This window comes from Achromobacter mucicolens (genome assembly GCF_902859725.1).
In the GTDB taxonomy this organism is placed as follows: domain Bacteria; phylum Pseudomonadota; class Gammaproteobacteria; order Burkholderiales; family Burkholderiaceae_B; genus Achromobacter; species Achromobacter mucicolens.
Window position 1 is genome coordinate 15288 of the sequence record NZ_CADIJP010000026.1, and the last position, 21940, is coordinate 37227.

The 21940-nt window shown below is 58.4% G+C and carries 16 protein-coding genes, 1 tRNA gene and 2 pseudogenes; 7 read left to right on the forward strand and 12 right to left on the reverse strand.

From position 1 onward, the window contains the following. Window positions 1-66 precede the first annotated feature (66 nt). A complete protein-coding gene (locus tag HV786_RS24785; RefSeq protein WP_128829977.1) occupies window positions 67-2142 on the forward strand; it encodes an AsmA family protein in 2076 nt (691 codons plus the stop codon). Window positions 2143-2204: 62 nt separating this feature from the next. On the opposite strand, the gene HV786_RS24790 is transcribed toward HV786_RS24785, so the two are convergent. After that, the gene (locus tag HV786_RS24790; protein ID WP_128829978.1) at window positions 2205-3791 is read right to left on the reverse strand and encodes a sensor domain-containing diguanylate cyclase; all 1587 of its coding nucleotides are present in this window, start codon (window positions 3789-3791) and stop codon (window positions 2205-2207) included. 11 nt (window positions 3792-3802) lie between these two features. After that, window positions 3803-4450, reverse strand: coding sequence for a TetR/AcrR family transcriptional regulator (locus HV786_RS24795; RefSeq protein ID WP_175157430.1), 648 nt, complete (start codon window positions 4448-4450; stop codon window positions 3803-3805). A gap of 116 nt (window positions 4451-4566) precedes the next feature. On the opposite strand from HV786_RS24795, the gene HV786_RS24800 reads away from it, so the two are divergent. The 3 genes from HV786_RS24800 (at window position 4567) to HV786_RS24810 (ending at window position 6978) form a co-directional block, all read left to right on the forward strand. Next, entirely contained in the window at window positions 4567-5313 is a 747-nt protein-coding gene (locus HV786_RS24800) for an SDR family oxidoreductase (RefSeq protein ID WP_175211975.1), read from the forward strand. 138 nt (window positions 5314-5451) lie between these two features. After that, a tRNA-Lys gene (locus HV786_RS24805) sits at window positions 5452-5527 on the forward strand. Window positions 5528-5775: 248 nt separating this feature from the next. Next, window positions 5776-6978, forward strand: a complete 1203-nt coding sequence (locus HV786_RS24810) for a tyrosine-type recombinase/integrase (RefSeq protein WP_128829604.1) — start codon at window positions 5776-5778, stop codon at window positions 6976-6978. A gap of 158 nt (window positions 6979-7136) precedes the next feature. On the opposite strand, the gene trfA is transcribed toward HV786_RS24810, so the two are convergent. Both trfA and HV786_RS24820 read right to left on the reverse strand, forming a co-directional pair. Continuing rightward, complete coding sequence (gene trfA / locus HV786_RS24815) at window positions 7137-7988, reverse strand: plasmid replication initiator TrfA (protein WP_128829603.1); 852 nt, start codon at window positions 7986-7988, stop codon at window positions 7137-7139. Between the two features lie 930 nt (window positions 7989-8918). Further along, window positions 8919-9626, reverse strand: a complete 708-nt coding sequence (locus HV786_RS24820; protein ID WP_128829602.1) for a hypothetical protein — start codon at window positions 9624-9626, stop codon at window positions 8919-8921. A gap of 153 nt (window positions 9627-9779) precedes the next feature. Between HV786_RS24820 and HV786_RS24825 the strand changes: the two genes are divergently transcribed. Continuing rightward, window positions 9780-12395 (forward strand): AAA family ATPase, encoded by a 2616-nt coding sequence (locus HV786_RS24825; RefSeq protein WP_128829601.1) that lies wholly within the window; start codon window positions 9780-9782, stop codon window positions 12393-12395. Between the two features lie 240 nt (window positions 12396-12635). Here HV786_RS24825 and HV786_RS24830 read toward each other — a convergent pair whose 3' ends face one another. The 3 genes from HV786_RS24830 to HV786_RS27390 form a co-directional block, all read right to left on the reverse strand. Then, on the reverse strand, window positions 12636-13067 hold the full coding sequence (locus HV786_RS24830; protein WP_128829600.1) for an NIF family HAD-type phosphatase: 432 nt from the start codon (window positions 13065-13067) through the stop codon (window positions 12636-12638). Between the two features lie 96 nt (window positions 13068-13163). Next, the gene (locus HV786_RS27595) at window positions 13164-13361 is read right to left on the reverse strand and encodes an AbrB/MazE/SpoVT family DNA-binding domain-containing protein (RefSeq protein ID WP_128829599.1); all 198 of its coding nucleotides are present in this window, start codon (window positions 13359-13361) and stop codon (window positions 13164-13166) included. Further along, complete coding sequence (locus tag HV786_RS27390; RefSeq protein ID WP_254599512.1) at window positions 13358-14065, reverse strand: hypothetical protein; 708 nt, start codon at window positions 14063-14065, stop codon at window positions 13358-13360. The genes HV786_RS27595 and HV786_RS27390 overlap by 4 nt, the downstream gene beginning before the upstream one ends. A gap of 159 nt (window positions 14066-14224) precedes the next feature. On the opposite strand from HV786_RS27390, the gene HV786_RS24845 reads away from it, so the two are divergent. Next, entirely contained in the window at window positions 14225-14698 is a 474-nt protein-coding gene (locus HV786_RS24845) for a helix-turn-helix domain-containing protein (protein ID WP_128829598.1), read from the forward strand. Window positions 14699-15078: 380 nt separating this feature from the next. Here HV786_RS24845 and HV786_RS27395 read toward each other — a convergent pair. The 3 genes and pseudogenes from HV786_RS27395 to HV786_RS24855 form a co-directional block, all read right to left on the reverse strand. Then, window positions 15079-15503, reverse strand: a pseudogene (locus HV786_RS27395) (transposase); the annotation flags it as partial. 334 nt (window positions 15504-15837) lie between these two features. Further along, window positions 15838-16092: pseudogene (locus HV786_RS27240) on the reverse strand (ATP-binding protein); the annotation flags it as partial. Window positions 16093-16136: 44 nt separating this feature from the next. Beyond that, window positions 16137-18167 carry a site-specific integrase gene (locus HV786_RS24855; protein ID WP_158216743.1) on the reverse strand — a complete coding sequence of 677 codons (2031 nt, stop codon included), beginning with the start codon at window positions 18165-18167 and terminating at the stop codon, window positions 16137-16139. Between the two features lie 666 nt (window positions 18168-18833). Here HV786_RS24855 and HV786_RS27600 point away from each other — a divergent pair. Beyond that, complete coding sequence (locus HV786_RS27600; RefSeq protein WP_128829595.1) at window positions 18834-19007, forward strand: integrase core domain-containing protein; 174 nt, start codon at window positions 18834-18836, stop codon at window positions 19005-19007. A gap of 135 nt (window positions 19008-19142) precedes the next feature. On the opposite strand, the gene HV786_RS24865 is transcribed toward HV786_RS27600, so the two are convergent. Beyond that, entirely contained in the window at window positions 19143-19853 is a 711-nt protein-coding gene (locus HV786_RS24865; RefSeq protein ID WP_128829594.1) for a hypothetical protein, read from the reverse strand. 908 nt (window positions 19854-20761) lie between these two features. Continuing rightward, window positions 20762-21748 carry a protein NO VEIN domain-containing protein gene (locus tag HV786_RS24870; RefSeq protein ID WP_128829593.1) on the reverse strand — a complete coding sequence of 329 codons (987 nt, stop codon included), beginning with the start codon at window positions 21746-21748 and terminating at the stop codon, window positions 20762-20764. Window positions 21749-21940: the final 192 nt, after the last annotated feature.

Below are 21940 nucleotides of genomic sequence, written 5' to 3' on the forward strand. Positions count from 1 at the left end.
CGATACCCTGGGGTAGTGATCCGGCCTGCGCAGTTCGGCCGGGCAGCAAAGCCAAGGATAGTAACCATGACGCGAACAAGAAAAATAGCGATCGGGATTGTAGGGGGCATTGCCCTGCTGGTGGCGGTAATGGTGATCGTGATCGCCACGTTCGACTGGAACCGCGCCAAGCCCATGATCAACGAACGGGCCACGGCGGCCATGGGCCGCCCGTTTGCCATCAATGGCGACCTGAGCGTGCGATGGCAGCGCGAGGCGGGAGAGGGCGGCTGGCGCAGCTGGGTGCCGTGGCCGCGCGTGGTCGCCAACGACATCACCATCGCCAATACCGAATGGGGCAAGGCGCCGCACTTCGCCACCCTCAAGCGCGCGGAGTTCAGTCTATCCCCCTTGCCGCTGCTGGCCCAGCACGTCGTCATCCGCCATATCCAGTTGACCGAGCCCGCGGCTGACCTGGAAAGGTTGGAAGACGGCCGCGCCAATTGGGTCTTCACGTTGCCGGAGTCCGGCGAGCCGTCCCCCTGGGTGCTGGACATCAATGAGATCGGCTTTGACAAGGGGCGCGTCGGCTATGCCGACGAAATGGCGAAGGCCGACCTGACCGTGCTGGTCGATCCGCTGGGCAAGCCCGTGCCATTCGCGGACGTGGCCGGTAAATCCTTCGTGCCCGAAGACGGTTCGGCCGTCGCGCCGCGCGACTACGTGTTCGGATGGAAGGTCGACGGCAAGTACAAGGGGCTGTCCACCAAGGGCGAGGGCAAGGTCGGCGGCATGCTGGCCCTGCAGGATCCCAAGCAGCCCTTCCCCTTGCAGGCCGACGTGGCCATCGGCGGCACGCGCGCCTCGGTCGCGGGCACGCTGACCGATCCCGCGCATCTGGGCGCGCTGGATCTGCACCTGAAACTGTCAGGCTCGTCCATGGCGCAGCTGTATCCGTTGACGGGCGTCACGCTGCCGGACACGCCGCCCTACAGCACCGACGGCCACTTGGTGGCCAAGCTGCAGAACCCCGGCGGGGCGGTGTTCGACTACAAGAATTTCAACGGCAAGGTCGGCGACAGCGATCTGCATGGCGACATCAGGTTCGCGCTGGGCGCGCCCCGTCCCAAGCTGACGGGCAAGCTGTCGTCCAAGCTGCTGCAAATGGCCGACCTGGGCCCGCTGATCGGCGTGCCGTCCGGCGGCGGTCCGAAGGCCGACACGGACAAATCCAAGGACGCGCCCGCCAAGCCCAAGGGCGGCAAGGTACTGCCCACGCAGGAGTTCCGTACCGACCGCTGGCGCGACATGGATGCGGACGTGTCGCTGGACGCGGCGCGCATCGTCCACGACAGCAAACTGCCGCTGTCCGATCTGTCGGTCCACGTCATCCTGCAGGACGGCAAGCTCACGCTTGATCCGCTGCGCTTCGGCATGGCCGGCGGGACGATGAACGCGACGGCGCGACTGGATGGCTCGAAAGCGCCGCTTACCGGCCGCATCGACATGCACGCGCGCCGGTTGCAGCTCAAGCAGCTGTTTCCGTCTGCCGAAGCCATGCAGAAAACGCTGGGCGAGCTCAACGGCGACCTGGCGATCAGCGGCACTGGCAACTCCGTGGCGGCCCTGCTGGGCACGGCGACGGGCGACGTCAAGATGCTGGTCAACGACGGCGTCATCAGCCGCAGCCTGATGGAGCTGGCGGGTCTGAACGTCGCCAACTATGTGGTCTCCAAGCTGTTCGGCGACGATGAAGTGAAGATCAACTGCGGCGCGGCCGACCTGGAGCTGAAACGGGGCGTGATGACGCCGCGCGTCTTTGTATTCGACACCGACAACGCGTTGATCACCATCACCGGCTCGGCCAGCTTCAAGGACGAGAGCCTGGATCTGGATATCGACCCGGACAGCAAGGGCTTTCGCATCTTCTCCTTGCGCTCGCCGTTGTACGTGCGCGGGACGTTCGGTTCGCCCGACGTGGGCGTGCACGTCGCGCCGCTGGCGGCGCGCGGCGCGGGCATGGTGGCGCTGGGCGTGCTGCTGACGCCGGCGGCCGGGCTGCTGGCGCTGATTGCGCCCAGCGCGAATGACGACAATGCTTGCGGGCCGTTGCTGGAGCAGATGCGCAAGCCGCCCAAGGCGCCTGCGCCGGCCAAGAAGTAAATAGGCAAGAAGGCCGGCACATTGCCGGCCTTCTCGCTGTCATCGGCGTGCGACGTTCAGGCTCAGGGCATCGTCCGGAAACCCTCCGGCGCGGTGTCGTCGGCCGCACAGACCCTGTCGCGGCCGTGATTCTTGGCGTAATAGAGCGCCTGGTCCGCGCGCTCGAACACGGCTTCCAGGGTCGCGCCCTGGTCCGGGTAATGCGCCACACCCACGGAGATCGTGATGGAAGCGGGCAGGGGTGAGCCTTCCGCGAAGGCCAGGCGCGCGCGCAGGCGCTGCGCGATCCCGATGGCCGCCGCCATGCTGGCGCCCGGCAGCAGCATGACGAATTCCTCGCCGCCCGGCCGCGTCAGCACGTCGCCGCTGCGAGAACCCTCGCGCATGACGCCGGCCAATGCCTGCAAGGCCTGATCGCCCGCCGCGTGGCCGTAGCGATCGTTGATGCGCTTGAAGTGGTCGACGTCGATCGCCACGATGGCCACCGGCGTACCCTCGGCACCCAACAGCGCCAGCGCCTCGTCCATGCCGCGGCGGTTCAGAAGGCCCGTCAGCGTGTCGGTCGTGCTCTCTTGGCGCAGGTCGCTGAGCTTGTGGTGCATCGACGCCAGACCCGTCAGCAGCGCGCGCCGCAACTGCGCGGCCTCGAAATACCATGAGCGCACGGCGCGGATCCGGTCTGCGGAATCCGGGTCCTGCATGCGCTTGGCAATACTTGCCATCTGCCCCAACGGGCGTGCGATCCAGCGCGACAGCAGCCATATCAGGACGACCGATAGCAGCAAGAGCGGCAGGGTGTTGCGCACCGTGGCCATCAGCAGGTCGGCCATCGGGCGCAGCGTGCTGTCCACCGGCCGCTGCGCGATGATGCTCCAGCCGGTGCTGGGAACCGGCGCAAAACCGGCCAGCATGTCGCGGCCATCGCTGTCGATGAAGCGCTGTTCCCCCGTTTCGCCGCGCCGTGCCGCGGCAAAGGTGTCGTTGTCGGGGGCGGGCTTGCCCAATTGGGCGCGGTTCGGGTGGTAGATCAGCGTGCCGTTGCGGTCGATGACATAGAGAAATGAACCATCGCGGTAGAAATGCTCGTCCAGCAATCGGTCCAGCACGTTGTCTTCGTGCAGGTAGAGCGACCCCGCGATGAATCCGAGGTAGCGGTAGTCGCGCGAAAAAATTGGGTGGGTATAGAGGATCTGCCAACGGCCGTTGCTGGCCTTGAAAGGCTCGCTGATCGTGGGCTGGCGGACAGCGAGCGCCTGCTTGACCGCATCGCTGACCAACTGGTGTCCTTGCAATTGCGGATATGACGGCGACACGGCCAGCACCTTGCCTTGCGGTGACGCCACGAAACTTGAGTTGAAGTGGCCCATCTGCTGTTCCAGCCGCCGCGTCTCCGCCGCCATGCGCTCGGGGTGGCTTTCCATGTCGGCCAATTCGTCGGCGCTGTAGGAAAGGTAGCGATGGATGTCGTTCAGCAGCGCATTGGTGGTCAGCGCCAGCTTGGACGCATAGATGCGATTCGTGTCCATCGCATTGCGCAAGAGCAGATCGCGCTGCACCAGATAGCTGGCATGCAGGCCGCCCGCAAGCACCACAAGGACCGACAGCAGGCTGATCCACAGGATGAGACGCCGCAGGTCGACACGGAACATGACGGCATCCGTCAGCTGCGGGCGCGGCCCGGGGGATCGCCGGAAGGCGGCGAGGCGTCGCAGGCAAGCGCGTCCCAGGCGCGCATCGCCTGCCGGGCTACCGCCTGCAATGTCTTGCGGCTGGCGCCGTCGCGGGCCTGGATCGACATGCCATGCAGCACCGTCGTGTAGAACGCGGCCAATCCCTTCAAGTCAGTCCCGGCGGGCAATTCGCCCTGCGCGGCGCCTGCGGTCAGGCGGGCAAGGATGCGGCTTTGCATCTCGCGCCGGTTGTCCCCCAGAAAATGCCCCACGCTGGCCTGGTTATCGCAACCGGCCGGCGCGCCCAGCACGATCATGCAGCCGGGAGGCAGGCCCGGCGCCGTGAAGCGCTCGGCCGAGGCAAGCAGCATTGCCTCGATGGCGTCGCGCGCAGTCGGCGCCGCAAGCAGCGCGCGCCGCGCCGAGCCGCCTTCCGTGTCGCGGTACAGCTGGACGGCTTCCCGAAAAAGGCCTTCCTTGGAACCGAATGCGCCATAGAGACTGGGCGAGTTGATACCCATCGCTTCCGTCAGATCGGTCAGCGATGCCCCTTCATATCCCTTCGACCAGAAGACTTCCATGGCCTTTTGCAAGGCTTGGTCCCGGTCGAAGTTGCGCGGGCGCCCTCGTTCAGCCATGCCGATGAGTTTACCCGTGCCGACTATTTTGTGTTGATCGATAAAAAATTCATTGACCAGTCGTGACGCGCCCGGCGATCATATTTGTACCGATCACTACAAAACGAGGTTTGACCATGCAGAACTTGAACGGCAAAGTGGCGTTCGTCACCGGCGGCAGCCGCGGCATCGGCGCCGCCATCGTGCGTCGGCTTGCGGCCGACGGCGCGGACGTGGCCTTCACGTACGTCAGCGCGTCGTCGGCCGCGCCCGCAGAGGCGCTGGTGCAGGAGCTGAAGGCGCAGGGCCGCCGCGCCGCCGCGATCCTGGCCGATTCCGCCGACGCCGCCGCGGTCAGGGGCGCCGTGGAAACCGCCATCCGCGAACTCGGACCGGTGGATGTGCTGGTCAACAACGCCGGCATCTTCCTGGCCGGGCACATCGCGGACAACACGTTGGACGACTACGAGCGGACGATGGACATCAACGTGCGCGCGCCTTTCGTCGCCATCCAGGCGGTTCAGGCCGCCATGCCCGATGGCGGACGCATCATCAACATCGGCAGTTGCCTGGCAGCCCGCGCCGGCAGGGCGGGCGTCGCGCTGTACGCGGCCAGCAAATCCGCACTGGTCGGCCTGACGCAAGGCCTGGCCCGCGACCTGGGTCCGCGCGGCATCACCGCAAACGTCGTCCACCCCGGTCCCATCGACACCGATATGAACCCGGCCGACGGCGACCGCGCCGCCGACATGGTGGCGGTGCTGTCCTTGCCCCACTACGGCCAAGCGCGCGATATCGCCGGGATGGTCGCATTCTTGGCAGGACCCGAAGGCCGCTACGTCACGGGCGCGAGCCTCGCGGTGGACGGCGGCTACGCGGCTTGATCCTGTTCGTCGAAACTTTTTCGCCACCCGACTTGCACAAATAAAAAAAGCCCCATATAATCTTTCTTCTTCGCAGCACACACATAACGAAACGCTACGGCGCACAGCGCGGCAGCAGATCAAAGTGAGTGACTCGCAGGGCTGTTAGCTCAGTTGGTAGAGCAGCGGACTCTTAATCCGTAGGTCGAGTGTTCGAGCCACTCACAGCCCACCAGAATTCTCTAGTAGTATCAAGCGCTTAGCCCACCGGAAACGGTGGGCTTTTTGCTTTCTGGGAATTTTGACCGCACTTCTAACGCACTTCGGTGTTTTGGCGGACTCTGGCAGCGACCTTCGAGCGCTGTTACAGAAAAAATTTCTACCTCCATTTGCTGGTGGTTTTCGGCGAAACGGAGCCCAGCGAAGCGAGAGCCCACCCGCGTTGGCGCCTATACCTCAATCCAAAAATTGTGAGATAGGCAAATGGCTAACATTCAAAAGCGCGGTGAGCACCAGTACCAGGCAGACATTCGTCGCAAAGGCTTCCCGCGGCAAACCCAAACATTCTTGACCAAAGAGGACGCTGAGCGGTGGGTGCGGAAGCACGAGGGGCAAATGGACGAGGGCAAGTTCAGAGACCTGCGCCCTGTCGCGAGGCTGACCCTCGGCGACGCCTTGGATCGCTACATGGACGAAGTCGTGCCGACCAAGGCCGTAGGCGGGCAGCGCAACGAGCGCAATCGAATTCGACTGCTGAAGAAGCATCCACTGGCCAGGCGTGAGCTGAGCACCCTTCAGTCCTCTGACTTTGCCAAGTATCGCAATGAGCGGACCGCACAAGTAGGCAGCGCTAACACCGTGCGGCTGGAGCTGGCACTGCTCTCGCACCTGTACACGATTGGCAAGAAGGAGTGGAACTGGCCACTCGACAATCCCTTGAAGGACGTGAGGCGGCCGTCGGCGCCCGAAGGCCGTGAGCGTCGGCTTCGTGGGGATGAGGAGTCCCGGCTCCTCTCGGGAGTCAGCGTCGAGCGCGTTCGGCAACCCGTCTGGCTGGAAGCATGCATTCGACTCTCACTGGCCACGGGTTTGCGTGCCGGGGAACTGCTGACTCTCGAGTGGTCACAGGTTGATCTGAAAGGCGGCGTCATGAACCTGACAAAGGCCCGCAATGGCAGCAAGCGATCAGTGGGCTTGAACCTCGAGGCGGTACGTGTCCTTCAGAGCATTCCTCGTTTGGCCGAGAAGGTCATCAAGGGCTATCACGAGACCGGCAAGCTGGATTGCGATTTCAAGGCAGCCTGCGTTGCTGCTGGTTTGCTTGATTTGCACTTTCACGACCTTCGTCACGAAGCGGCGACTCGCTTGGCTCCGCACATGATGCCTCAGGAGCTGGCCAAGATCATGGGCTGGAAGACCTTGCAGATGGCCATGCGCTATTACAACCCTTCGCCTAGCGAATTGGCTGCCAGGGTGAGGGCTGTGGAGGCTGCGCGCAGTGGAGGGAGTACCGAGCCAGAAGCCTCGTCGGGCAAACATGTCATCGTCGCCGCTCCTTCCTCCGACTTCTACGACGGTTCGTCCGAAATGCTCGACCATTGTGCCGTCGCGACATGCGGCAACGTAATCCGGGTCGAGTTTGCTCGACGGGGCACGGTGTCAACGCGGACAGCGCAAGCCGCCTGATCGACTGTTTGGCGATGAACAAAGCCCAAGCTGATCTAGCTTGGGCTTTGTTCTCGAAATTGAGAGCTGTCTACCGCGCAAGTAGAGAGCTCTCCTTCGATTAATTGACAGCGTTATCGGCCCGCGGGTCGGGCCAACACAGCCGACGCGCTGGCGATTCAGATCTCTTCGTCGAGAGGGCTTTGCCGGTCTCGTTTCGAAACGAAAGCCGGCCTTTCAACGTGGATCATCGTGCCCTTCGATAGGTCAAACCTGCATTTCCAACCTGTGGCATCTGTCAATGCTTCCAAAGCGAGTTTCAGCTTTTGCGCCCAGGCAGCACCTCTCATGTTCTCGCACCCCGAAAGCCGTTGCAGTGTGGCTGAGGCGAGCGGTAGCGGAATTCTATGTGTCGAGTAGAACGTGTGTAGCCAAAGCCCCAGCGCTGAGTCTCTCAGCTTGCGTCGTTGATCCAAATTGACGAGCGTATAACCTGCTGTGTACGCAGAGAGCAGGTTGGTATCAACGCTCAAAACGATGCGTGTGGATGACCCACTGACGGCTTCATCAAGGTTGATCAGGTTGCTCTCCCATCTGAATCCGGTGTCGTGCACGACGCTCACACGCGCAGCGGCCAAGCCTTGCAAACTCGTCCGCAGGGCCTGACGGTTCTTTCTGTCGCAGGTCTTATCCAGCCGCTTCAGCAGACCGTTGGCAGAAACGTCAATGGGAATGCGAGTTGCATTTGGTTGGTGGGTGGCCAGAAAGGCAATTCTGAGCAGCTCCATCCACAAGGTCCCTTCAGCTTGAGTTAGCTGCATGCCGCCTTGCTGAAAGATTTGATAGCCACGGACCGATTGCAGGAGTGAGTTCTCAGTGAACGCTCGCCGATTCTTCAAATTCGCAGGCTGGCCTGCAAATATTGCTGAACGAGCCAGAACGTTTGGGATCGCTGCCCGAACATTTCCTGGTCTCAAGTTTCGAGTGAGCCAAACATCCTGCGCCCGGGGGGGATCGGGTTGATTACTCATGACTCGCGAACTAAGAGTTTTATTGAGAATGTATAGCTCCGCTAGGGGGCCATGCCGCTTGCCTGACCTACGGAAATCCGAGTTTTTTTGACTGGGAGCGGCAACAGCGATGCCGCCGGGGGGGCGGATTGGCTCAGAGGCGGGTCAGCATGCCTACGAGCAGAGGCAAGGGGCGGAGGGGGGGGCAGACTGCCTAAGCTGGGGGGGGCAGATTGCGTCAGGCGAGCGGGGCTGTCCGATCTACTCGGAAAATCTCCTTGCGATTCATGCCTGTTTTCGAGAGTCAGCCACCGTCCTCGTTACTCCTAACTAAAAGAGTTCTTTAACTAAAAGATTCATCTCCCCTGGATGGACGATTTGCGTCAAGCGGGCGCTGTCCTATGGTGAAAGATACCTTGCTAGGTTTCGAGATGGGATGCTCGCACTTCTGGTTAGCCGTGTAAAAAAACTGGCTTACCAGAGGGGTGCGGTGGTAGCGCAGACAATTGAGATTGGGCGTCGCTGACTATGCGGCTCAGCGCGTGTTTGATAAAGTGGCCTATCGCTGAATTCGACGATAAGTCCGGCCGGGGTAACATTCCGGGCGAGGCTTGGGAGCAGAACTGGAGTCACTCAGCATCGCTGTCCAGTTGAGCGGGATGCTTCAAAGTGAGGCGCAATTTGCAAATTGCATTTTGCGGGCGCCGTTTCGATGACTTTCCTTGGGCCCACGCAATGTGTGGGCTTTGCTTTTGGATGTCCTGCTTATTTCGGGGTCCCTGTGAAGTTGCTCCATCCATTTCGGCACACATACGGGGCTCCGAGCTCCGCAGCCAGCTAAGCTGGGAGCGATGCCTGCCAAAACGAGCGTCAACGATACTGAGCGTTATCACCCTGGACTCAAATGCGAGATAGTCCGCCGTGATGGCATGAAGACTACAGGGACCGATATTAGGGCCCAGGCTTGTTAGCCCAAAACTTGGCGCTATGGTTGTTGAGTCTGCGAGGGTAGGAATCGGTTCTCGCCATGAATTCGGATGGTATCTCCGCACCATTCCCTCGTTCTTTGAGAAACTCTGCAACAGCGCTGACTCCGAGGCGCATTAAATAATCCCATTCCCTGTGCAGGGTCTCTTGTTCTTCTTCCCTTTGTTTGGCGGCGCTCACTTTTCGCGCTTGTGGAGCCGTGAAGCCTGGCCTTAAATCTGCCTCATGTAAAAACGCTATCGAGCCATGTTGCCATGCTCCGTCAACTGACGGACGCCAACGATAGTTAACACGGACGGACAGTCGGCTGCTGAAGCTGAGGGGAGGCAATATCTGGTCTTCCACAAGGAAAGTCAGCTCATCCTTTTCCTGCTCCTCGAGGCGGGCCTTCATCTGACAGACTGCACTCTCCAAATTGCTCCCGGCGCGTCGGGCATCTGACTCGGTTTCGGCCCGCTTCTTGGAAGACTTGGCATTGGAAAGCGCGGTAAGAGCTTTCTCAAAATCGCGAAACTCTCTAGCGATATAAGGACCGCAATCTTCAAGTCCCAGGCCCCGAGGGAAATATGACCGCCGTTCGTCAAAGCACTGTCTTATGGCCTCGCGCAAAACCATTTGGTCCACCCCCTTGATGGCTTCTCGTTCACGCTGAGGAATGTTAATTATGCCCATGCTTCACCGGTAGCTTTATTTTTGGTATCGAGTTTGCATCTGCTTTTAGCATTTAGGGGTATGCCATAGTTATGCTGGGAGCAGATCGTTTTATGGTATACCACTCTGCAATCTTTAGTGTGCGCATACTCAACAGCCGACAGGAGATAGGTCGTGACGATTTTGCGGGAGATTCATGCATGGTCCAAGGGCTTAGCGGCTTGGCAGCAAGATGCTATCGCGCGGCTGTATGCGAACCGGGTGTTGTCCGAACCTGAACAAGCGGATGTATATGCCTTGGCCAAGGCAGAGTATGGGATCCCCGACCCGGATAATCGGGTGCCTCGGCAGTTGAAAGATGCGGAAGTAGCTCCCCCCCAAGATCCTACGCGACTAGTGCAGTTGGTTGCCATCAAAGAGGTCTCACACGTCAATGCCTTGGCTAGAGGAGCGAAACTCCCATTGGCCAGCTCGGGACTGACCGTCATATACGGTGAGAATGGAGCGAGTAAATCTGGCTACTCTCGGATATTCAAACATGCCTGCCGGGCGAGAAGCCAATCTGAGGCCATTCTTCCAGACGCAAAGTTGGATCCGAAACAGGTCGGTACGCCGAGTGCTATCTTCGAAACTCTGATAGATGATCAGCCTACGGACTTAGCTTGGACCCATGGTCAGGCCGCGCCCGCAGCACTGGCTGATGTCTCCATCTTCGATAGCCACTGCGCTCGCGCATACATCGACAACAACGGCGACTTTGCCTATGTGCCGTACGGGCTCGATATCTTGGAGAGTCTGGTCGCGCTATGCGACAAGCTGAGGGCCAAGGTTAATGCCGAGCATCTCGCCAATACCCCCTCAAACGCTGCGTATGCCGCTTTGCTTACCGGTGGGACGGAGGTGGCTACGGCTTTGAGTAACATCCCGGCCAAGACCAAGGCGGCCGACATTACGAGGTTGGCCACGCTTACAGATGAGGAGCAGGCCAGGTTGCAGGTGTTGGTGAAGGTACTGGCTGAAGCAGATCCCAAAGCAAAAGCTCAGGCGCTGAGAGAACGAGAGATGCGCCTTGAAGGGCTAAGGACTCGAATCACGACCGCCATGGACACGGTGAGTGACCGGAACTTTAGCAACCTAAAGGAGCTGATCTCCAAGCAGAGAACGGCCACAGTCCTCGCGGATCAGGCCGCCGAAGGGTTCAAATCGATGCCAGGCCAGTTACCAGGAACGGGTGGAGAAGAGTGGCAGAAGCTCTTCATTGCCGCTCGCGAGTTTGCCGCGCTCTCCCATCACGGGCATGAATTCCCAAACTTGCCAGAGGGCTCGTCATGCCCCCTCTGCCAGAACCCGTTGGGTCATGCGGGGGTGGATCGGCTCAAGCAGTTCGATGCGTTCATTGAACAGCAGGCCGAGCGGAATGCCAGAGAAGCGCGCCAGGCAGCCAAGGACGAATACAGATCCGTTGACAAGGCAGTCCTAAGCCTCGGCCTACAGGATGGACTGAAAGAGGAGCTGGAGGGCCTAGACCCCGTCCTGGCCGCGGCCTGCGTAGCGTACGAAACGGCGCTGTCAGCTCGGCAAGCTGCCGTACGTCTGGCTGCGGGCGGCAAGCTGGCCTGGGATGATATTGCGGCGTTGCCTGACGACGTGAGGCCGACGCTTGGCAAGATTATCGAGGCCCTGCAAGCCCAAGCTAAGGCACTGATCGCCAGTGCAGATGAGAAGGCACGCGCTGTCCTTGAGACGGAAAAGACCCATCTAGATGCACGTCATAAGCTAGCCGCAGTGAAAGAGGCCGTATTGGAGGTTATCGCGAAACATGAGCTTTGCAAAAAGCTTAAGGCGTGTGCTGGCAGCATGGGTTCGATTGCCATATCCAAGAAGAGTACCGAGCTAGCCGACACAATGGCCAGTGAGGAAGTCGCCGAAGTCCTAAGGGAAGAGCTCACCAAACTTAAAGTACATGAACTCAACGTGGTGATGAAGCCGGTCACCACCAAGGGCCGACCGAAGTTCAAGCTAGTGCTGGAAATGCCAGGAGGAGCGAACCCTGCCGCAGTTCTGAGTGAAGGTGAGCAACGGGCCATCGCATTGGCCTCCTTCCTCACCGAAGTCAGGTTGGCCAGGGGAAAAGGCGGCGTTGTGTTTGACGATCCAGTGTCGTCTCTCGATCACAAACGTAGGTGGGAGGTTGCGGAGAGACTCGTAAAAGAAGCCGCGAACCGACAGGTCATCGTCTTCACGCATGACCTGTATTTCCTCTGCTTCCTTGAGCAGAAAGCAGATGCCTCGACCGTTCCCATCGTGAAGAGTTATATCCGCAAACTGAAGGGGGCCTTCGGCGTTCATTCTGAAGAGCTGCCGTTCGATGTGTTGAGCACTAAGGATCGCGTGAAGCGTCTGCGAGAGGCTTTGGTCGCGGTTGACCGGGCGAGACGAGATGGAGATGACGACGAGCAGCGCCGACTAACTAAGGAGGTCTATGGCAACCTGCGGTTAGCTTGGGAGCGGTCAGTAGAGGAGGTGTTGTTCAATGGTGCCGTCCAGCGCTTTGGAGAGGGTGTGTACACCCAGCGGCTAAGGGCAGTCATAGTCACCGATGATGACTACCGAGAGATCTATGACGGCATGACGAAAGCGTCAAAATTTGAGCATGATGCTGCGCTTGGTGTTGGGCGACTACCCGTACCGGATCCACAAGACGTGCGCGCTGATGTTGAGCGCCTAGACACTTGGAGAGAGGCGGTGCAAAAACGTCGACAGGTGGTTCAAGCGGCTCGTCCGGCATGAGAACGGCTTATAGGGATCTGTGTGCGATTGGCCTGGCCTGGTCCTCAGTAAGTGTAAACAACGCTCGAATCGAGCCTGAAGTGTTTGCGATCTTGGCCTTGTGGCTGGCTCTTGAGATCTCTGAACACGCTCACAAAAAGGATGTTTACAGTTTGGTTCGCACATCTGGCTGCTGGCGAAAGGGCGTGTTTCGTGCTTCAGCACGGCATGGGTGTCCCTAATGGCGAGCATCTGGAGGGCTCAATCCATTCGCTGACGTATATCCAGTAGGACACGCGAGAGTCCCTGGTCGGACAGCTCATAGGGATGTTCGAAACAGTCGACCCTTATCCACTGAGAGCGCTGTCCGGGATGGACATATCCTTCGAAGTCATCGACGAGAAGGCACTGTTGAACCGTTGCACCACGGATCCTTGCCAAGTCCTTGGTGGTCCCTTTCCACCACACGTATTCAATTTGCGCAAACCAGCCGGGTGCCTGGTCTTCATCAACAAGAAGTTCTGCGATTGGGCGAAACCTTGCTTCGCTCACCGTCGTGTACATCACGATCCTTGGGAAAATCTCATGGCACCGAATCAGGAAGTCGTTGAGTCCAGGTCGAGGGATTTGGCTGGTGGCGTTAGAAATTAACGTGCCCTCTAAGTCGAGGGCAAGGATGTTGGGGCGAGGCATATGTGAAGCCTTTGTAAAAAATGGAAGGGCGGCAATACTGAGGACATGCTCCAGCTCTTGAAGCGGAGGCAGGCCGCGCCGGGAGGACTGTGGAGATCATTCTTGGCCGCCATCCCCGCTGCCAGCGGGCACCGCGCTTTCCCCTGTGGCAATACGAGCTTCCAATGTGCCATCTGCACGTAGTTCGAATTGAAGTCTGTCGCCAGGCCTGAGAGACAGCTTCTCGCGGATGGCGCCGGGGATCGTCACCCTGCCTTTGGTGCTCAGCTTCGCTGAGATCTGCTCATCCGTCATGCCTTAGGTGCATTCTCACGTCGCCGAAGCTCCAGCAGTTCCGAGCGCATGGAGTTTGCTGATCTGAGGAGGTTAATGACTGAGTTCCAGTATTCCGCGCCTAAGTCCCCATCCTCATGAGCGAGTCGCCAGAGCGTTCGAACTGCCTCGTTCAGGTCGATAGGTTGGTCAGAGTTATCGCCTCCTGCGTTTGCCAGGGAAATGAGGCTTGAGTTTGAGGTCTCGATCATCTCCTTGCTTCCTGGCCAGCCTTGGTCGGATCCGGCACGAGTGTTGAATGACGCACTATCGTTTGCTACACGCGTCGGAAGAAGCGGAACAACTTTGTGCGGATGTAGAGGAAGCAGGCGTTGCAGTTCTGACGCCGACAGTCCATAGATGGGCCGAAACATTCGGTAGATCACTTCATCATGGTCTTGGGCGACATATTGGAAGACAGGGCAGCTTGCCTCTAGCGCGTCGTCGTCGCTGTCGTCATCCGGCTCAAGCAAACCCAAGGCTTTCGTGCATTCGATGAGCAGGTCCCGCATTAGCGATCGACTTTCTCGTGGCAGATCTGCTCGTCGCAGAAGTTCCTCAGCCTCCACGCGATGATGGCCGCTCTCGCCTAACTCGATTCCGATGGCCATCATTGTGCGAAGGAGTCGCTTTGCCGGATCACCTAGGTCAGAGGTGTCAAGAGCGTTGGGGTGAAAGTAGATCATCTGGGGGGCCGAGAAAATATGCTCCAGCCTACTGGTCTCTACTTGGCATGGGGGCTTTATTGCTGGGGGCAATGGGATTGCGCTGACGGCAATGCCTCATCGTGCGCCACATCTAGCTATACGCCTGTGGGCATGTGCCCGTTCTATTAGGCAAGAATTATGGAGAAAGGAAATAAGGGCCTTCGGCTCCGACACGCTTTGCGAGTTGCCATGCGCGAACGTTCGCATACTGTTTCGCAGCTGGCCGCTCACGTCGGGGTCAGTCAGAGCTACCTGTCTCAGTTGTTGAACGGTGACAAGGCGATGGATGCAGTTAGCGATCAGCATTTGCGGCGGTTCGCGGCGTATCTCGGTATGCCGCCGATCGGGGCCTTCGTGCTCGCAGGTCGGCTGGAGTTGGCCGACTTCATCGAGGACATCCCGACCTTCGAAGAGGGGATTTCGAGAGGGCTGGCTTCGATTAGCAGCAGTCCATCAGCGGCAGAGGCAGGGGTTGATCTCACGGACTTCGAACGCCTGCCTGTTCCAATGAAGGTACTTATTGTTCTGCTGAATCAGCGCGCTCAGCTTGAGGACTTCCTCCGGCCGATGGGAGGTTGGTGGTTGACGCGGAGGATCAAGCTTCAGGATTGATTTGCGTTGAACTTGGCCCCCACGCTATGTAGCAGTGGGGGTTTTTGCATGACTATCGGTTCAGGCCCGTCTTGCTCCTCCGTGTCTCAGCTAACTATCATGAGGCTGCCGGGGATACTGGCGCATCAATCTTTGGCAAAGAAGGGCTTCATATGCTCCTCATTCAGATTGAATGCCGATTCGCTCTTACGGTGGGCATAGTGTTTCAGCAGCGTTTCCAGCTTGTCGTGCAACATGCTGCCACCACCGTGAATGCCCTGGGTTCCCTTGGGCCTATTGCTTTGGGTAGCGGGGCGTCGTAGTCCTCATCTTTAGATCCATCGTTCTTGAAGCCTACCTTCCAAAAGCGAAGACGCCACGTGCCGTCCTCGGTCTGATACAGATTTGAGGCGATAGGTGTTGAAAGAGCCGACAATGTAGTAGTTGATATCGGTGACGGCCTCAGCGGGATTGGCGTAGTTCCGTTGCCAGATCCGCTCCATCTTCAATTTCAGGAAGAAGCGTCCCATCCCGGCGTCATCCCGGCAGTTCCCTTGCGACTCATGCTGGTGAGCAGGCCGTGGCGAGCCAGCAGATCGCGGTGAGCCTGGCTGGCGTACCGGCGGCCACAGTGGGTATGCCCAATCAAGCTGGGCGCGGGTTGGCGCTGCGCGATGGTGATGCGTAAGGCCGCGTAGACGAGCTCCGCATGCATGGTGGGTGCCATCACCCAGCCGACGACCTTGCGCAAGTACAGGTCCATCACGGCGGCCAGATAAAGCCAGCCACGTTTCGTGCGGATTTAGGTCATGTCGGCCACCCAGGCCCGAACAGTTGGTCTCAGCTCCAGGTTTGCCTTGAGCTACCCCTACGATCGCCTACGTTGCCCATCGCAGGTCCAGCTCCAACAAAAGAGCAGAGGGTTCTGGTCGGCGCCTCCAAAGGTACTTCGACCGTAGAGGTAGGTACGCCCTGATGTCTGAAAACCTCTCGTTCACCCTGCGAAACCGGGTAAACATGTCTGAAAAGTAGTCACTTACCGCTTTTTTTGTCTGAAAAGTGCGCGATTACTGTCCAATATGTCTGAAAACTACCGCCTAGCAAACCTTCTGTGAGCGTCCTTGTTTGCATAGCAATCATTACTTCAAGTCAGGAGCTGGTTCTCGATATGCTGGGAACTTGGCCACCTTCATCTGATAGGCAATAGATCGCACCTCCCGCTCGGTAAGCTCGGCCCGTAGAAGCTGGCTCAAGATGGGAGAGCAGCTCTGGTATGCCGGAGAGTCTTGCTGCACGAGGTCGGTGAGCGCTTGAGCCATACCGTGCAGCTTGAGCGCCTTCAAGCGCTCGATTAGGCCCAAGCTTAGCGTGGGCCCTTTTAATTGACGGTCGATGCTGTGCCAACAGTGTGCCATTCTGCCGACGTAGCGTGAGGGTGGGCGCATAGGAAAATTTGGTATCAATCCTCGGCGAAGAAGGACCTCATATGTTCTTCGTGTAGGTTGAATGCTGATTCGCTCTTGCGATGAGCGTAGTGCTTCAGCACGGTTTCCAGCTTGTCATGCAACAGGGCTGCGACCACCGTGTAATGCCCGGGGTTCCTATTCAGGAAGTCAGTCGCTACGATGTGTCGGACAGCGTGCATCCGCAGGCGTGAGACCTCCGGGATGTAATTCTGAGCCACGCCAGCCATCAACTGTCCGACGTCCTTGTGCATATTGCCGTGGAGGTTGGGAAACACCCAAGGGGCGCCTAGATTGCGCCGAATCAAAACGGGTCGGTATACGTCCAGGTACTCCTCGATCCGGGAGGCCAGGGCTTTGGGAAGTGGCGCGTCGTAGTCATCATCTTTTGATCCGTCGTTCTTGAAGTCCCCTTTCCAGAAGCGCAGGCGCCACGTGCCGTCCTCAGCTTGATAAAGGTTCGAGGCATATGCGGAGAACTCTCCCGGCTTGATGTACTTCATGATGGTCAGCGTACGGTGCCGAAGCGGGTTGGACAGGGAAATAGCAACGAGCAGAGCATCTCGCTTGTACGTAGCCTGAAACGCCGAACCCGGTGCGCAGTTCGCGGCAGCGATGTCCAGTTGCTTGATTGCCCGTTTGAACGGCACCAACGGATCGTCAAGGCTGAGCAAGTGAAGCAAGGGTGCTTTGGGGTCGCGCGATTTTTTGCCTTTCCCGGCTTGTTGCCATGATTTGCACAGGCTGTGCGTCTCATCGCACAGTTGCTGCCATGTCCGGTCGCGAGCGAATTCCTGCACCTTCTCCAGAAGCTGAGGGTGCTGCCACAGGTATCCGTCTCCCGGGTTCGTCAGGTTGCAGACGGCGCCAGCCACATTGATGTGCCCGTTGTGTATGGTGTGGCCAGAGCGTGCCTTCATGAACTGGAGGTATGCCTCTAGGTTCTCAGGGATCACCAAGTGGGCAAGTGTTTGCACCTTGTCCACGGGCAGTCCCAGCCCTGCTACGGCGGTGTTTCCTTCTTTCGGTTTGCTCAGAAACCCGAGGAACGCGCGAACGATCTGAAAGTTGCGGGAAGCGCTGGGGCTGTAGTAGCCCTCCGTGACGCAGCAGAACTGCTCACTCGAGATCTCCGGCCCCACTTGATCCTTGGCAAGCACGCGCCAGCGTCCGCGAGGTGACCGTCGCAGGCCAACCGGGTGCTCGGCGGTCTTGTAGCGCAAAAGCGCGAACCACTCAGCCTTCAGTTCGCAGCTGAATTCGCTGCGGGGCAGATAGAAGGGGTCTTTGACCAAGGAGCGCATGCGTTCGATGTACCGGTCGCCAGCCACCACCATTGCGACGCGTGTCTCCTTGCGGGGGTATTCCAGCTTACTTTCGAGGAAACCGCGTTCGAGCCCCAGGTGACGCTCCAGGCGACGTAGTGTCGGCATCCCCTTCTTTACGGGGTTCGCGCCATCCATCCAACGTGGCAGCGTCAGGGGGGCGGCACCGATCGCCTTCGCGATCTCTTCCGGCGTTTGTCCGCTGCTGGCGACGGCCAAGCGCAGCTCTTTGTGGAACATCGAAATGCCTGACACGGGTGCCAACTGGGCCTTGCGATGCAGGGTGTCCACGGTCTTCTTAATGGCCCTGAGCATGCTTAGCTTATCGGCAGCCGTCTTGCGATTGCCGCCGGAAATCAGCTGAGCGAACTCTTGCATGCGCTTGAGGAAGTCGGCGGTGAACTCGCGGCTGACGCGCTGACTCAGGTCCTTGCCACAGAACACCAGGTAGGCCTTCAGGGCGGAGGTGTGGTTGCGCAGTACCTGCTCGGAAAAGGATTCTCGTTCTTGGGTCAGGCGGGTTTTGTGGTGTTCGAGGAGTTGGTTGTATGTGATGTCCATTTCGTCTTCGGATAAAGGCGAAACGGGAGGAGCGAAACTCGGTGTGACGCGCGAGGCGAGCTGGGTTTGGTAGCTCACTGCGTACGACGAATAGTTGCCTAATTGAAAAATGCCCTGTGCTCTATGCTGTTTTTCTTCCATCGCGTCGCAGTAGTTATCTGAGAACGATGGGTACAATAACATGCTGAATATAAAATGATTCTTATATGCCAAATAGACCTGTAGTGAAAACGACTACTATATTTGATTCGTTATTTTGACCTATTTTCCGGGATTTCAGTTCTTCCGTTTCAGGTGGTTGATAGGGGACGTGCGGGGTGGCTTGAAGCCACATTCACTCGCCGAGATTAGGTATAGCGCGTGGCCAGTGGGATGTCGTAGGGAGTCGTCTTCGGCGGCCCTCCTTTAAAGTTAGTGGGCGGTTGGAGAGCAGGTTGGTTCCATTCCGAGGGAGGGCGGGCAGCAATGCCTCGCCGTGTGTATAGCGCGAGACACGGCAGATAACAGTGCAAGAAGTGGAATTCGCTACTCTCTCTGCGAACATGACCTCTGGGAGGGCGATACCAACCCACGTGGACCAGGTTTGGTCGTTGGACTTGGGGCACGACCAATTTGCCGACGGGCGCAGCCTTCAGGTGTTCAACGTGATCGATGACTTGGACTGCAAGGCGTTGGACATTGAAATTGACTTTTCGCTGCCCTCCGGGCGCGTGATTTGCACGGTCTTACAGATCATCGGCGGGCGAGGTAAGCCCTCAGCCATTCGATGCGATAACAGCCCCGAGCATCTAAGTTCGGCATCTTGCAGTGGGCCGCTGCTTGGGGGGCAAGTTCGAATACATCCAGCTTGGGAAGCCGCAGCAGGACGCCTATGTCGAGCGATTCAACAGGACTGCTCGCTACGAATGGCGGTCCCACCATCACTGGGATGGGTGTGAGAGCGACTTACGAGGGACCGATTCAAGCATATGGGCGCAGTAACTGCTACCGCCCCAAAGCCGACTGTCAAAGGAACTCTGACAGCAGCATTCTGAAGCTATCGTCCAGGTAATCTGTCGCTTTGCTCATCCAGAAGTTCGGTTTTTCCGCGGGCAGCCCGCCTACGGTTATCCTGTTTTAGTTGTCCGGTGTCACTAATGCCCTGAAGCTTAGTTGTTGAACCGGCGGTTCAGCTCCGAACGAGCTGTAGTAGATGCTGCCATCGCTGCCCCTCGGGACAAAGTTCGTTGTGGCCAGCCATCCTCGGACCCGGTGCATCGCTGAGATGACGGCCGGCATTACATCGACATACACGTCCGCGATATTGAAGCCCTCCCTGTTTGCCACAGTCGTGATGTCGGCAAAGCGCAGGTCCTGCTCCCAAAGTGCGCCGATAGTGGCCCTGTCCGCTGCCTTCAATTTAGCGTCAGGCAAACGCTTCCGGAAGTCATCGAGCGGCAGATAATAGCGGAGTACGATACGCTCAGACTCAGGCGTCAGGCTGGCGAACAAATACTTGCTTGATGGCAGTTTTTTGGTTTCCTCGTGCGCCAGAACGAAGGCCTCCCAGCTCACGAATAGATCGTGGTCGCGATGATGAATGGCGTTACGCAGCACGATGAGCAGAGCTGTGTCTGCGTGCTTGAAGTAGTTAAAGCCATGCAGGTCTTTGGTGACGTCGTACAGCGTATGAAACTTCTCAAGTTTCCCCTCGAGAGTGCGGTCCTGTCTCGTGACCGCGTCTGGGCGGTCAACCTCGTAGAGCGCAGCAAAGTCCATATGGGCTTCGACATACAGCCGTAGAGAGTTTGACAGGCTTTCCCACGCGTGTTCGATGACCGTCGTCATTCCTTCTTCCTTGCTTTCGTGCTTGAGCCACCTGCTCGCTGGTCAGTACGGTTACGCTCTGATACGTGCAACAATACCAAAGTACGCAAACTGCCGCCATACAACCCCCCGCTAAGTCGCTTGAAATACAAACTGGGCTGATGGGGGCTCGGTCTAATGCCTACGCACCTAATGCTGATCGGTCGTTCATTGTTGCTTGTGGCATGTTTGAGATAGCACTGGAGCGGGCCTTGCGGCCGCTCAGCGAACTAGCACTGAGGGTAAGAGATCGATCATTGACAGGATGAGCACCAAATCCCAGTTCAAGATGCTAAGCGAGGCAATCCCAAGCTGAACGACAATTGCAATGCGGTCCTTGAGGTGGCCCGCAAGCAGCTGGGGTTTGAACGAATATTGCATTAGCCTTGTTCACGGTTTTATCCTGTCGTTTAGCCCAGTGCTGTTTCTTCGTTCATGACGAATCCGCGCTGGTGCGGTGTCTCCGGGAGGGAGACGGCCGTCGACAATGTGCACATTGACGAGCTATTTCAAAATCTGGTGCTTGTTGCCGCGTGCTCGATTTTGCGCTTGGTGCCTCGACTCGAAAACGTCGTCGAGGACGCCGTAGCACAGCCCCACATCGAAAAATGAAGGACTACATAGATCTCGCGAAGCTACTCGGGTGAAGTGCAGCACCAGAGATCCATTTGCAAGCCAGAACAGAACTAAACCCCAACGGTCAGTCCCACCCCTCTCAATGTTCTTGTTCACGAGGGACCGCTTCCGGCCGGAATCAGCCTCAGCGAAGCGTGGTTGCCGACCCGAAGGGGGCGCGTTGGCCGTTGGGTCGGTCGGAGACTGCCATGGAGGGCAACGACTACCAAAAATAGTGGACTAGCAACCGTCAAGTGAGAGTCGTCTTTAGCGAGCTAACTCGTCGTTAGCCGAGCCCCCACAATTTGCTGGACCTTCAATATCCGTCCGTCTACGCTGTTCCATACATGATTACCGCCGCGACTGGCTTCAGCGTTGTAGTAGAAGATGTGCGCCATAGCCTTGGGGCTGAGTGCCTCCGTAACAACGTACACCGCGTACATTGCTCTGTGCTCTGGAGAAACCATTTGCTTATACTCATTCGGCGTGAGTTCGACGCAGAGTTCGCGGCCCGACAACCCTTTGACCTCCACCTTGAGCGTAACGTCACCTCCAGTCACCGTCAGGTCCCAACCTACGTTATCTTTCTCGACTGAACTAACCGTGCGATTTCCGCCTTCGTCGGACTCGTAGTAGCTGATCGCATGCCGAACCGCCGCTAACTCGATTAATTTTCGTGTGGCCGGGTCAACCTCCTTGCGGCCGCGGCCATCAAATTTTTGGGCGGGCTGGTTTACACCATACGATGCAAGGTAATTCCGAACACGTGCCACGAACGCATCATTTCCGTACCAGACTGGACTCTGCCCGAGATTGCCCGGTTGTTTTGTAGTCGGCACCGCGATAGTTCGTTGATCTGGCGATAGTAGTTTGGACTGAGCCTGAGGTGCCCGAATTTGGTACTCAATGACGTCTCCGGATGGGCGCGCCACTTCGAAATGGCAACTTTCGCGGTGTATTGAGGCGTCACGGTACCAACCGGTCACGTAGGTAACCTTATTTCGTGGATTCCGTGCTATCCAAACCACCGTCACACCATCCACTTGTTCGTCGTTTCTACCGGCTCCAAGTTTCTTAATGTTGATGCGCGCGGAACGTGGCACATAGCCGTAAACGTTGCCGCCATGCGATAGATAGTTCCAAGCTTCATGCCCGTAGTCGTGCGTCTTAAGCCAACCGTGGCCTCCCAGCGTCGGGTCGTTGGTCGGACCTTGATACGAGACCATCCAACCAACGTTTACGAACACCAACCGCTCATCCATATTTTTCCCTGTTTGTGCTATCTGTAATTGTCGATGCCACGTCGGCGGGAATTATAGGCAGATGATAGTTGGCTAAAGAGCAATCTTTGAGGGCGAGAGGCAGCGCCCCAGAATGGCTTGAGTTGTCGGTCATCCAGGCCGCCATTATGTCGTCCTTCTGGCCGCGAGCTGTCGCTCCCGACCCGACTCCCG